The sequence below is a fragment of the Paenibacillus albidus genome (genome assembly GCF_014644435.1).
Lineage (GTDB): Bacteria > Bacillota > Bacilli > Paenibacillales > Paenibacillaceae > Paenibacillus_AQ > Paenibacillus_AQ albidus.
The window spans coordinates 165554-179074 of record NZ_BMKR01000012.1; the positions used below are offsets into that span (position 1 = coordinate 165554).

The 13521-nt window shown below is 50.2% G+C and carries 10 protein-coding genes; 3 read left to right on the forward strand and 7 right to left on the reverse strand.

Annotated features, from left to right (window positions below):
* Positions 1–18: 18 nt before the first annotated feature.
* From IEY53_RS16335 to IEY53_RS16350, 4 genes are all read right to left on the reverse strand, one after another.
* Positions 19–261, reverse strand: coding sequence for an HPr family phosphocarrier protein (locus tag IEY53_RS16335; RefSeq protein WP_189026724.1), 243 nt, complete (start codon positions 259–261; stop codon positions 19–21).
* A gap of 105 nt (positions 262–366) precedes the next feature.
* Entirely contained in the window at positions 367–1482 is a 1116-nt protein-coding gene (locus IEY53_RS16340) for an aminopeptidase (RefSeq protein WP_189026725.1), read from the reverse strand.
* A 97-nt stretch (positions 1483–1579) separates the two neighbouring features.
* Positions 1580–2449, reverse strand: a complete 870-nt coding sequence (locus tag IEY53_RS16345) for a hypothetical protein (RefSeq protein WP_189026727.1) — start codon at positions 2447–2449, stop codon at positions 1580–1582.
* 97 nt (positions 2450–2546) lie between these two features.
* Entirely contained in the window at positions 2547–4568 is a 2022-nt protein-coding gene (locus tag IEY53_RS16350) for a diguanylate cyclase (RefSeq protein WP_189026729.1), read from the reverse strand.
* Between the two features lie 395 nt (positions 4569–4963).
* Between IEY53_RS16350 and rpsD the strand changes: the two genes are divergently transcribed.
* Both rpsD and IEY53_RS16360 read left to right on the forward strand, forming a co-directional pair.
* Positions 4964–5563, forward strand: coding sequence for a 30S ribosomal protein S4 (rpsD, locus tag IEY53_RS16355; protein ID WP_189026737.1), 600 nt, complete (start codon positions 4964–4966; stop codon positions 5561–5563).
* 164 nt (positions 5564–5727) lie between these two features.
* Positions 5728–8745 (forward strand): transglycosylase domain-containing protein, encoded by a 3018-nt coding sequence (locus tag IEY53_RS16360; protein ID WP_189026739.1) that lies wholly within the window; start codon positions 5728–5730, stop codon positions 8743–8745.
* Positions 8746–8868: 123 nt separating this feature from the next.
* On the opposite strand, the gene acsA is transcribed toward IEY53_RS16360, so the two are convergent.
* Positions 8869–10593, reverse strand: coding sequence for an acetate--CoA ligase (gene acsA, locus IEY53_RS16365; protein WP_189026741.1), 1725 nt, complete (start codon positions 10591–10593; stop codon positions 8869–8871).
* 164 nt (positions 10594–10757) lie between these two features.
* Here acsA and IEY53_RS16370 point away from each other — a divergent pair, with 164 nt between their 5' ends.
* A complete protein-coding gene (locus tag IEY53_RS16370; RefSeq protein ID WP_189026743.1) occupies positions 10758–11390 on the forward strand; it encodes a GNAT family N-acetyltransferase in 633 nt (210 codons plus the stop codon).
* Positions 11391–11416: 26 nt separating this feature from the next.
* On the opposite strand, the gene IEY53_RS16375 is transcribed toward IEY53_RS16370, so the two are convergent.
* A complete protein-coding gene (locus IEY53_RS16375; protein WP_189026745.1) occupies positions 11417–12124 on the reverse strand; it encodes a 5'-methylthioadenosine/adenosylhomocysteine nucleosidase in 708 nt (235 codons plus the stop codon).
* Between the two features lie 87 nt (positions 12125–12211).
* On the reverse strand, positions 12212–13222 hold the full coding sequence (gene ccpA, locus IEY53_RS16380) for a catabolite control protein A (RefSeq protein WP_189026747.1): 1011 nt from the start codon (positions 13220–13222) through the stop codon (positions 12212–12214).
* Between the last annotated feature and the right edge of the window lie 299 nt (positions 13223–13521).

Here is a 13521-nt window from a genome sequence, read left to right on the forward strand (position 1 = left end):
TCTCAAACCTCTTCGATATTAGGCTACAACGGTAAAGTTCAGACCGTGCTTGGCGAAGACTTCGCTCATGGCCTTCTTAGCTTCTTCGGCATCTGTTCCGTGAACATGAAGCTCGTAGCTTTGGCTTGATACCAGCGTGGTGAACAATCCCAGAATACTTTTGACATCAATGTACTTGTTGTCTGCTTGAAGAACGATCGATGAGTTAAACTGGCTTGCCGTTTGGGCAATATCCACGATTGCCGCATTGTTACTGGACATAAGAATCCCTCCGCAACTTGATTATGAACCTGTAGTCTTTGTAATCAATTCCATGATACATTGAATCCGCTTACTCGCGCAAGGTGATTTTCTTTTCTTTACATTTTATTTCAGGTTTTCGGGGTTCAGACCTTCGAGTTCGGGCAGTACAAATATTCCATCCTTGCGAATCAGAATATCATCAAAATAGATCTCTCCGCCGCCATACTCCGGACGTTGAATCAGCACCAGGTCCCAGTGAATCGAGGAACGGTTGCCGTTATCGGTTACTTCATAAGCCTGACCCGGTGTAAAGTGAAGACTTCCGGCAATTTTCTCATCAAACAATATATCCTTCATCGGATGCAGAATGTAGGGATTGAAGCCGATAGCAAACTCCCCGATATGGCGTGCACCGTCATCCGAGTCCAAAATGTCATTCAGACGTGTTGTGTCATTGCTGGTTGCTTCGACAATTTTGCCGTTCTCAAAGCGGAATTTCACATTCTCAAAAGTAATGCCGTTGTACAGGGTAGCCGCATTGTAGCTGATGGTGCCGTTGACTGAATCGCGGACAGGCGCTGTGTATACCTCGCCATCGGGAATATTTCTTTGGCCGGAGCATTTCTGCCCGCCGATTCCCTTGATCGAAAAGGTCAGATCCGTTCCCGGTCCAAAGATCCGCACCTTATCGGTTCTGTTCATCAGTTCAGCAAGAGCATCCTGTGCCTTGTCCATTTTGGCATAATCCAAATTGCAGACTGCAAAGTAGAAATCCTCAAATGCCTCTGTGCTGACATTGGCGAGCTGGGCCATACTGGCATTCGGATAACGCAAAACGACCCACTTAGTATGCTTTACACGCTGCTCGCTATGTACAGGATGGGAATATACGGAGTTATAGAGTTTCATATTCTCTTCCGGCACATCAGAGAGGTCGTTTACGTTCTCGCCTGCACGGATTCCGATATAACAATCCATTTGCTTCATCCGGTTCAGGTCAATCTCTGCCCACGTCTGAAGACTTTCACGGGTCGCATATTTGAGCATGCTGCGGAGAACCGTACGGTCTGTCAGCTGTACAAAAGCGTGTCCGCCGGCTTTCCCTACCTCTTCCACAACCGCTTTAATCAAATCCTTCTCACTGCCGATCATTTCGATGAGCACATTCTCGCCGGGTTGTACATCTACGGAATAACTTACAAGGTTCTCCGCCAGCTTCTGAATTCTCGGATCTTTCATTCGTCTCTCTCTTCCTTCCTAATAAACGGAAATAAAAATGCCTTTCTATTGTAGCATGCCCATTGTTGAGCGCAAGACCTTCAAGCGGCAAGTCTAATCAGCGGTACCCGTAGAAGCTCACCTCCATGACATAAGTCTCGTCAGCAGACCGGTTCGCCGCTCCAGGGTAACTGACTACTCTGGTCCAGGCAAGCCGTTTGGGCAGGCTGTGCCTCGTATCCACGGTTAGGTGATAGACGGTCTTGATCTCCGCCTGCTCTAGCCTAAGCTTCATCTCGCTGTTGCGCTTCTCCCATAACGCCACCATGGCTTCTGTGGCCTGCTGTTTGCGCCCAGCCGCAGCCCCGGCGTCTGAAAAGCCCCTTCCCGGCCGCAGCGCCTGCATTTCCTGCTCCAGCTCGGCAGCGAGTTGTTCATGAGCCTGTGCAGCGGTCAGCTCAATGCGTAGCACCCGGGTGCCACTGGCCGCGCCTGTCTCCTCGCTTACTTTTTTGTCCATTCGCTCCAGTTCCTCCAGCTGGCGGAGCGGGTTGAGTGCAGGCAACGGATTATTCTCCCCGGCGGAGGTCTTATTGTTCAGCAGCTGCCACTTTCCCTCTCTCTTTTCCAGCTGGCTGTAATAGGCAGGCGCGATGGTTTCTTGCTGCTTAAGCGCTTCTGTTCCGGCCGCTGCAGGAGAGGGACGCTCATCGGGCAGCAGCGTAAACAGACTGACCTTCTTGTGGTCCTTCACGTGTCCTCCATAATAAATCGTTGAGCCCGGGAAGGCTTTGCCTCCCTGCAGCAGCGCTGCTCCGCCCTCAAAGCTTACCCCGTCACTGCCGGCCATTCCGGCCAATGCCAACGCCAGACCCTCTTGGGCCGGTCTGTCATTCATCGAGCCACAGCTGCAGCAAACGATACTTGCAGCCAGTATAAGCCCTCCTATTCTTCGCTTGCTCCCTGCCGTTGTTCTGTTGCCGTTCATTATGCCCACCCCTCATCCCTGAATCCTGCAGCAGCAATCTTGCCTGAGGTTAGGTTCTCCTGGCGGCAAAGGCTTATACAAAAAAAGACCCCGGAACTTACGTCCAAGGGTTCTTGATTATCGTCTCATTTTTTTTAGTGTCAATAACGACCTGATTGCGGCCATTATTCTTTGCTTCATATAATGCCATATCTGCCCGGTAGAAAAGCGACTCCACACTAACGCGATCATCGGTCCAGCTCCATTCCGCAATCCCGCAGGATACGGTAACTGTCGGTTCCGTCTCGACCATCACCCGTTTGCGGATCCGTTCCGCCACATAGACGGCCTGCTGCACACCAAGCTGCGGCAGATAGACCGCCAGCTCCTCACCGCCCCATCTCGCGGCAATATCGCCTTGGCGGATCGAAGATTTCACAATCTCACTGACCTGCTTAAGGATTTTATCACCTTTTTGATGGCCATAGGTATCATTTACAGTTTTGAATTGGTCGATATCAACCACAATTAACGTTCCGCAGAAATCGGTTGACTGCCGGTCTTTGATTTCTTCATCCAGATAGTGGCGGGCGTACAGCCCGGTTAGACTATCGCGGTTGGCCAGACGCCGCACCTCCGCATGCAGCCGGGCGTTGCCGACCGCAAGACCAATGTGGCCAGCCATGGCTTGCAGCAATCTGAAGTTGTCATAAGAGAAGTAATGTGCATCCCGGTGAGCCAGCATGATCGCACCGCGTATTTCACCGCCCACATTAAGCGGAGTGACGATCAGCGACTGTGACGCCGTCGCCTCCATCAATTGGGAAGTCATGCCGGGATTCTCCTTATAATCGGACAGGATCAGGGATTCTCCCGTTGCATATACCATACTTCCGAGCCCTTTCCCCGGTTCCAGGATCATGTTGCGAAGTGGCTGATAATTGCAGGCTACAACCTCAAGCCCTCCTTTTTCTTCGTTCAGATGCAGGATGCAGCAATAGTCCGCCCCAAACATTTCCAGCAGCTCTTCAAAAGCAAATTGAAAAATATCCGCGAGACGCAGACTCTGATTCAGGCGTTGTGTCAGCTCATTGCTCATCCGCAGCTCACGGATCAGCTGGTTGGAGCGCTCATACAGCTTGGCGTTCTCAAACGCTGTTCCGGCAGTATCGGCCACCATGGAAAGAAAATGCAGATCAATGCCCTGGAGGGACGGATTGTCCACGATCATGTGAAACACACCGTACACGCCTTGTTTGCCGCTGAGCGGGAGACCGATTTCCACAAACTGGTGATCCTCCAGACGATCAAATCCCCTGTCCCCGGGATGGATGGCAACTTTTCCGTCCTTAAAGGCCTTGGCGCATACATCATTGCTTGTCCAGACCATAGGCAGCGGCTTGACCTGCGGATGGGTGCTCCGATGATCCTGGGACATAAAGAGCTCCAGCCTGGCCCCGGGGTACATTGCAGATATACTGCCGATCACCTCTGTCAGCACAGCATCCACATCGATGTTGTCATGCATGCGCTGCACAATCTGGAAAAGCAGGGAACGGCGGCTGCTCTCCCGCTCCGCATGCTGGTGTACCCCTGCAAGATCAGACACAAACACATGCTCGAATCTGCGGTAGAAGCAGGTCCGGTAGTGCAGAGCCATAGCTTCGGCGGTCTGGGCTCCGCCTTGTTCATATTGCCCGGCGGGCATGGCGCAGCCGAGCAGTGCAAAGATTTCCCCGTCTTTGCGGGAGAACACGGGAATGGTAAGAATCCTCATGTCCTGTCCGTCTTTGTTGTCTTGAAGGGTGTGCGTTCTGCCGGTAGCCAGACTTATGCCCGCAGCCGCCTCCCATTGCGGCCTCCAATAATCTTGAGAGAATTGTATATTATTTATCCATTGACCTTTATAATTAAGGACACCCCAGTGCCATGAATCGGCAAAAACAAGGGCGGACTGCCCTTCGCGCCATTCATAGTAGCTGTCTGCAATCAGATTGGCTGCATAAGGAAAATCATGGGATACAATGTCCATTTCCCTTAGCCAAGCGGCGGGATCTTCGAAATCTCCGCTTGCCTGCACGATGTCCTGCAACAGCATACGATTGTCCCTGACTGGACCGTAAGCTTCCTGTTCTGACATAAAGAGGATCCCCTTTGCATCTTTTATGGATTACTGCTCTTTCCGAAAGCATCTAATTTAGTTATATTTTACTCTCTTTCTTCCTGTATTGCATTATATTTTCCTGATTTCCGGGATTTTTTTTAGGACCTAAGCACTAACGACAAAGATAGACAAAAACTTTTATATAATGCGCTTGACTTTGGCTGTCGTTTTCATATAATATTTATTGTTGAACAAGACTGTAACAGGTCTTATATTGGGCGTAACGTTGTGTCACCCTCACGCTTTTCGTTACTGTCAGGGCAGCGGCTGAACTTCTCTGCAGTGTGGACTACTATTATCCACTGAATACGAATAGCGGCGCAAATAGGCCCTAACCCAGAAATTTCAATTATAAAGGAGTCTACTATAACATGGCACGTTACACCGGACCTAAATTCAAACTCAGCCGCCGTCTGGGCATTTCCCTTAGCGGTACAGGCAAAGACCTGAAACGCCCTTTCCCACCAGGACAACACGGCGCTAACCAACGCAGAAAAGTAAGTAACTACGGAATGCAGCTTTTGGAAAAACAAAAACTGCGCCACATGTACGGCTTGGGCGAAAAGCAGTTTAAAACTCTTTTCACCAAAGCACAAAAAATCCAAGGTATCGCGGGCGAAAACTTCATGTTCTTGCTTGAGAGCCGCCTGGACAACCTCGTGTACCGTCTTGGTTTTGCTAACTCCCGTGCCGGAGCACGTCAGTTGGTATCCCACGGTCACGTAACTGTTAACGGCAAAAAAGTCGATATCGCTTCTTACCGTGTAAGCCTGGGCGACGTTATCGGTCTTCGTGAAAGAAGCCAAAGCATGGCTTCCATCAAAGAAGCACTTGCTAACCGTTCGCACCTGCCGGGTTACCTGGAATACAACGATGCAGCTTTGGAAGGCAAATATATCCGTTTGCCGGAACGTGCTGAATTGTCCCAGGATATCGATGAGAAACAAATCGTCGAGTTCTACAACCGTTAATCTCTCGCTTATAGCGAGTCTAATAGAACCCCTCGGAGCTTTCCGGGGGGTTTTATTATGTCCAATTACCCAAAAAGATACATAAACAGCCTATTCCGGGAGAAGCGCATTCAAAATCGCCAATTTGTGCTATAATAGTTCCGTTAAAAGGAGGATTATCGTCGATGGTTGAGGAGAACAAGAAAAACACCGCAAAAAAGCATCCACCTCGTAGATCCTGGCTCCGCAGGTTCGGTTCTGTCGTTAAATGGATGTTTATTCTCGGGATAATGGGCATTCTGTTTGGCGGAGGCGCCGTCGCAGGTTATGTCAGCTCCATTGTAAAAGATGACCCTGTCCGCTCCGGGGAATTGATTCAGCAGCAAGTCAGCCAGAACTCCATCACCGGATTTGCCTATTTCCGTGACGGTACACCGATCGGTCAGCTGCGGACCGATGAAGACCGCAGAATTATTGAATTCAACAATATCCCACAGCTTATTATTGATGCAGTTCTCGCTATAGAGGACAATAACTTTTATGAACATAGTGGCGTGGATTTGAAAGGCACCTTGCGTGCAGTCAAGCAAAAGCTGTTGAACGAATCCGTTCAGACCGGGGGCAGCACACTTACGCAGCAGCTCGCCAGACGCATGTTCCTTAGTCTCGACAAAACGGAGGACCGTAAAGTTAAGGAAATCCTTCTCTCCCTGAGACTGGAGCGTTTCTTATCCAAACAGGAGATATTAACGGCATATCTGAACAAGGTTCCTTTTGGCAATGGTTCCAACGGCTATAGCGTATACGGTATCAAGGCAGCGGCCAAGGGCATCTTCGGCTTGGATGATCTAGACAAGCTCAATGTCGCTCAAGCTGCATATTTGTCCGGACTGCCACAGCTTCCCTCCGCTTATTCGGCATTTAACGGAGTGGGCGAGTTCAACGAGAAAGCTTTTAAACGGGCTATGGACCGTCAGCGGCTGGTGCTGCGGCGGATGCTGGAGGAGAACAAAATCACCACCTCACAATATGAGGAGGCCCTTGCATTCGATATCAAGGGTGCACTGGCACCGCATGCCAAGAAGGCTTATGCCACCTATCCCTATCTGATGCTCGAAACAGAGCGCCAGGCGGCAGAGATTCTGCTGACCCTTACCGATGAAACCACCGCCCCTGCGGAAGCTGAAGCCGGCAAGAAGGCAAACAGTGCTGACCGGCTGGAGGAAGCCCGCCAGCAGCTGATGACCGGGGGATACCGTGTCTACACGACGATTGACAAAAAAGTATACAGTGCCATGCACAACATCTCCGAGAACAGTGAGAACTTCACCAAGGACAGCAAGACCAAAGGCAAGGAACAAACCGCCGGCATGCTGATCCACAACAAAACCGGGGCCATACTCGGCATGATCGAAGGGCGCGACTTTAATATTGAACAGATGAATTACGCGACCCAGATGGTCCGCCAGCCCGGCTCGACGATGAAGCCGATCGCCGCTTATTTGCCTGCACTGAATGCAGGGCTGATTCAGCCTGCCGGAATTCTGGATGATGCGCCGATTATTTTGAAGGACGGCAGCAATGGTTTCCATATTCCGAAGAATTCCAACAATCGTTATCAAGGTTTGGTCACTGCACGCTATGCACTCAATCAATCCCTCAACCTCCCTGCTCTCAAGCTGTTCAACGAAAAAGTAGGGATTGAGAAGTCCTGGGCTTTCTCCAAAAAGCTGGGCATCACTACGATCCAGGATGAGGATTACAATGCACAGACAGGAGTACTCGGCGGCCTGCGCTATGGCGTTTCCGTGGAGGAACTGACAAATGCCTATTCGGCGATTGGCAATCAGGGAGCTTTTAACGATGCCTATATGATCGACAAGATTGTGAATTCGGAAGGAAAAATCGTATATCAGCACAAGGTCAAGCCTGTACAGGTATTCACACAGCAGACTGCCTATCTGATGACCGATATGCTGCGTACCGTTATTACTGATGGTACCGCAAGCACAGTCCGCAAAGACTACAAACATTTCAAGAATATTCCGATTGTCGGCAAAACCGGCTCCACCCAGAATTATGCTGATGTCTGGTTCATGGGTTATACTCCGGACGTCACACTGGGCATATGGGTCGGGTATAAAGAACAGATCAATACCCTTGAGACCAAAACCCAGAGACGTCAAGCCCAGTCCTTATGGGCCAAAGTAATGAACGAAGTTATTGAGAAGAAACCGGAGCTTTTTGTGACGGATGCATTCGCGAAGCCGGAAGGTATTGTCAAAAAGACAGTGTCGGCCTATAGCGGCAAGTTGCCTACGTCACTGACCGACAGATTCAACACGGACCTGTTCAACACCAAATTCATACCGAAAGACAGCGACGACGGGATCTCCAGAGCGAGATATATTACCTATAACGGAGTGAATTATATTCCGCTGGAAGGTACACCCGATGATTTCCTCAGGGAAAAAATCGTAGTCAAACGGGAGAAGCCTATCCAGGATCTGGTCAAGGAGCTGCTCGCTGCGTTCTCCAAAATGAAACGCCACGAATCACTCGGGTACTATATGCCGGCCGATGCCAAGACCGATATGCCCACCAAAGTGGATCCACGGGTGGATGACGGCTCTTCACCAACGGCTCCGCGTAATGTTAATGTATCTTACAGTTCGGGCAAAGCAGTCATCACCTTCTCCGCCAGCGGATCTCCCGATGTCGTAGGCTATCGTTTATACCGCTCGCTAAATGGCGGTTCGTTTCAGAAGCAGGATGTCATCTCCGTTGGCGAAAGCCTGAATTTCCAGTCCGGAACTCCGGCAGGGAGCAATGCGACTTTCTACGTTACAGCAGTTGATGTGGCCGGCAACGAAACCTCTTCAACCAGTGTAGCGAACACACCCGTATCCACTCCGGAGCCTACGCAGCCTCCTGAAGAGATACTGCCTGGAACAGACCCTGTATTGCCTACAGATCCGGCTGGTGAAGAAACTCCAGCCGATCCGGGTATGATCATTGTTCAGCCGCCCGGAGATGCCTCCACCACCGGTGAAGGCAATCCGCAAGGCGGTGAAACTCCCGGCGCCACTGCACCGGGTGGTAAAGCTCAAGGAGGCAATACGCAAGGAAACAACAGCAACAGTCCAGCTGGCGACAGCCCGGGAGGCAAAACAGCTGGAAATAATGGCGGAAATAGACGGTAGGCAGGTTTTTACGAAAAGAGTCCAGCTTGCCTCAATTTAAAACCGCAATCAACAAAAGAGCGATTCTCTGGTAACGAGAGAATCGCTCTTTTTGTTTGGGTCATGGCCCAGAAATTGCTTTGTCTAATCCTCAATGGTTGATAAATCTCCCGCCGGCAGATGCAGCTCCCAAGCCTTCAGGACACGGCGCATAATTTTGCCGGAACGGGTCTTGGGCAGTTTATCCTTAAATTCGATCTCCCGCGGTGCAGCATGGGCCGACAGTCCGGCTTTGACAAAAGCAGCGATCTCTTCCTTCAAAGCCGCAGTAGGCTCATAGCCCTCACGCAAGGAAATGAATGCTTTGATAATTTCGCCGCGAGTGACATCAGGTTTGCCAATCACCCCGGCTTCCGCCACTGCCGGATGTTCCACCAGCTTGCTCTCCACCTCAAAAGGCCCAATCCGTTCTCCGGATGAGTTAATGACATCATCGATGCGGCCCTGAAACCAGAAATAACCGTCCTCATCCATATACGCGGAGTCTCCGGAAATATACCAGCCGGGAATACGGAAGTACTCCTCGTATTTGGCCTGATTATTCCATATGCTGCTCATCATGGAGGGCCATGCCGTTTTGATCGCCAGATTTCCCATTGCATAAGGCGGGAGAACCTGACCTTTGTCATCCAGTATGGCCGCCTCTATTCCCGGCAGCGGCTTGCCCATGGAACCCGGCTTGATGTCCATCGATGGATAGTTGCAGATGAGCTGTGCACCGGTCTCTGTCATCCACCAGGTGTCATGAATGCGCTGATGGTAGATTTTCTCGCCCCAGCGTACGACTTCGGGATTCAGCGGCTCTCCGACTGACAAGACATGACGCAAACTGCTTAAATCCACCCCTTGCAGACTGCCCTCCCCTGCTCCCATCAACATGCGGAAAGCTGTCGGAGCACTGTACCAGACCGTCACTTGATTCTTCTCAATCGTCTGATACCAATCCTGGGGGCTGAAGCGTCCTCCCCGTATCACATTGGTGACTCCATTAAGCCAGGGAGCAAAGATCCCGTAGGAGGTTCCCGTGACCCATCCCGGGTCAGCAGTGCACCAATAAATATCGTCGGAGCGTAAATCCAGTACGACTTTGCCAGTATAATAATGTTGTATCATGGCTCTTTGCACATGGTAGACGCCCTTAGGCTTCCCGGTTGATCCGGAGGTATAATGCATGATCAGCCCATCATCCAGCCCGAGCCATTCGGGTGTAAGCTCAGGAGCTGCAGCATCCATCTCTTCTTCGTAGCTGAGAATTCCCGGCTCAATATCCGAACCGCCGCCAACCAGAATAATGTGGCGCAATTCCGGCAGCTCTTCCTTTTTGACCCGATGCAGCAAGGCCGGTGTGGTAATCAGCGCGACAGCACCACTGTCTTCCAGCCGGTCCTTGACCGCCGTCTCCATGAATGCCTCGAACATAGGCCCGGCTATGGCCCCGATCTTCAGAATGCCAAGCAAGCTGAAATACAGCTCCGGCTGGCGAGGCATAAAGATAAAGACCCGGTCTCCTTTGCCGATGCCATATTTGCGCAATACATTGCCGAACCGGTTCGATCGCTCCTGCAAGTCGGCAAACGTATAGGATTCTTGCCGTAATGCATCACTGTAGAGCAGGGCCGTCTGTGTCCCCCGTCCTTCCTGAACGTGGCGATCCACGGCTTCGTAGGCCATATTTACCTTGCCGGTCTCATACCAGGAGAAATGGCGCTCAATATCCTCCCATTCAAAATCGGCTCTGGCCCGGGCATAATCAGGCATGTTGGACTGTTCAACGCGGCCCGGTATAATTTCGCTGTGGACTTGACCCATCACTCTTGCCTCCCTCATTGATTTGAATTAAGCTTAAAGGGTACGACTCTTCTCATAAATAATGATGTCAATGTAGCATTTGTGAATATTTTATGTCAGAATCAAGTATAGCACAGCAAGCGGTTACATTCCATTATTTATGCTGATTTGAAAGGAGCCCGGCCATGGAGCATCGTAAAATCCCTATTCTTCACACTCTCGTACATGCCGGAAGGTCCATAACTGTAAGCGGCCCCACTTCTCCAAAGGAACTGGAAGGCCTCGAGATGCATCCTGACCTGGATGCCTTCCGGAAGCCGCGGGAACAGCTGGAAGCGCTTATTGAGATCGCCAGCCTCCCCGAGGGACGTATTATTGCCGCTGTTGAGAGCCAAACCATTGTGGGGTATGTTACCTTTCATTATCCGGACGAAATGGAGCTGTGGTCCCAGGGCGGGATGAAAGATCTCATTGAATTAGGCGCTGTGGAAGTGGCTAACGAATACAGGGGAGCGGGACTTGGGAAGCTGCTGATTACTACCGCTTTTGAACAGGAACAGCTGGAGAACTGCATTGTATTCACGACGGAGTATTATTGGCATTGGGATTTGAAGGGCAGCGGACTCGATGTATGGGCCTACCGCAGAATGATGGAGAAGCTGATGAAGACGGTAGATATGGTCTGGTATGCTACCGATGATCCGGAGATCTGTTCCCATCCGGCCAATTGTCTAATGGTGCGGATTGGCCGGGAGGTCCCGATGTCCTCACAGGAAACATTCGACAGAGTGCGTTTCAGACAACGTTTTATGTATTAATCCGATAATCCTGTTGAAGAACAGGCTTAACTCCCCTGCAGTATTCGTTCTAGGATAGCATGTGAACGTTCGGATGCGGCCACTGTAAATTCTGCAAAATTCACATGGGCCGAGCCGTCGGCTTTGTCAGACATGCTGCGGATTACCAGATAAGGAATGTTATTCATGAAACAGACCTGAGCGACGGCCGCCCCTTCCATTTCGGCGCAACTGCCTTCCAGCTGATCCCTCAGTAAGGCTACCGTATCGGAACTTGCGATAAATTGATCACCGGATAGCACAATCCCCGTCAGGTAGGTCTGTTTCAGCTCCCGGCAGGCCTTTTCAGCCTGAAGAATCAATTCCGGATCTGCAGGAAATGATGAAACCTCCTGATAGGGAATAGTCCCTCTGGCAAAACCCAGCGCCGTAGCATCCATATCATGCTGCATACAACGGGAAGAAATGACAATATCCCCGATATTCAGTTCCGGGTGCAATGCTCCGGCCACTCCCGTGAACAGAACCTGAGTCACTCCAAAAGAATCAATGAGGATTTGCGTCGTGACCGCCGCATTCACTTTGCCTACTCCTGATTTGCACAACACTACCGGTTGACCGAATACCGTACCTGTGGAATAGGTTATCCCCGCTTTGATTGTCGTCTCCTTCTCTTGCATTCCCTCCAGCAGCAGCTTGATTTCCTCATCCATGGCCCCGATGATCCCGGTTCTTAGACTTCTGTTTGTACTCATAGGCACCCTCCGTATTCTTATTATGATACAGCAACAGCATAAAAAGCCCCCGAAGGAGCTTCTTATGCTGTAAAATTCGGCCATAAATCATTTGTTTACATGATTGACAGACAAGCGGAGAATCGTCTCATGGGGAAGAATAACCCGTGCGTTCTCAACCGTCTCTTTCTTCATCAGTTTGGTGAGCAGTCTCATTGCAACCGCCCCCAAATCATACATCGGCTGAGCAACAGTAGTAAGCAACGGACGAACCATCGAGGCCATACGAATGTTATCCACACTGATAATGGAGAAATCATCCGGAACCTTCAGTCCTTCGTCCTGTATGCTGTGAATGGCTCCAATCGCCATTTCATCCGTTGCTGCAAAAATAGCTGTCGGCTTCTTCTTGAGGCCAAGGAAATACTTCATGGCTTCAACACCGGACTCGTAGCGGTAGTTGCCGATACGAACCAGATCCTCCTGATATTCAATCCCTGCAGCCTCCAGCGCTCTCTTGTATCCCTGGAAACGGGCATAACCGTTCGCCGGATCCTGGAGCGTGCCGCTGATCATCGCAATTTCACGGTGACCGTGGCGGATCAGTGTGTTCACGGCATCAAGAGCAGCCGTCTCATGATCGATATCTACCGAAGGATAGGTCCCCTTCTCATCGCGTGTAGCACAAAGAACGATAGGAACAGCAGAGGTCTGGAAGGCTTGAATATGCTCTTCCGTCACCGTACCGCCCATGAATAGCAATCCGTCCACCTGTTTCTCCAGAAGGGTATTGATGACACGAATTTCCTTCTCTTTACGTTTGTCCGCGTTACACAAAATAATGTTGTAATGATACATATTGGCAATATCTTCAATTCCGCGTGCAATTTCAGCAAAGATGGAGTTGGAGATATCAGGAATGACAACACCAACTGTTGTCGTTTTCTTGCTGGCCAGACCCCTGGCCACGGCGTTGGGACGATAGCCCAAACGTTCAATCGCTTCAAATACTTTCTTCCGGGTCTGCGGTTTCACGTTGGGGTTATTATTCACAACCCGTGATACCGTAGCCATAGACACGCCTGCTTCTCGAGCTACATCGTAAATGGTTACCGTCAAATTACTCTCTCCATTGCGATAAATTTTATCGTTCGACTAATTAAAATTATGATACGACACTTTGTACATTTGTGCAATGATAACGCTTCATTTTCCTTTCAAAATTTCTTTCAAAGGTGTAAGGTTACCCGGGAATGACAATTTATCTCCCTGATATTGCACGGATCATTGAACTTATATCTATCGTAACAAAAAGTGAGTGAAAAATCCAACATTCGGTGAAAGTTTTTCATTGTTTTTGCAGAAAAAAAGAATGTAGACCCCGAAACACGTTATTTCGAGGTTGTAAAATTCCCATT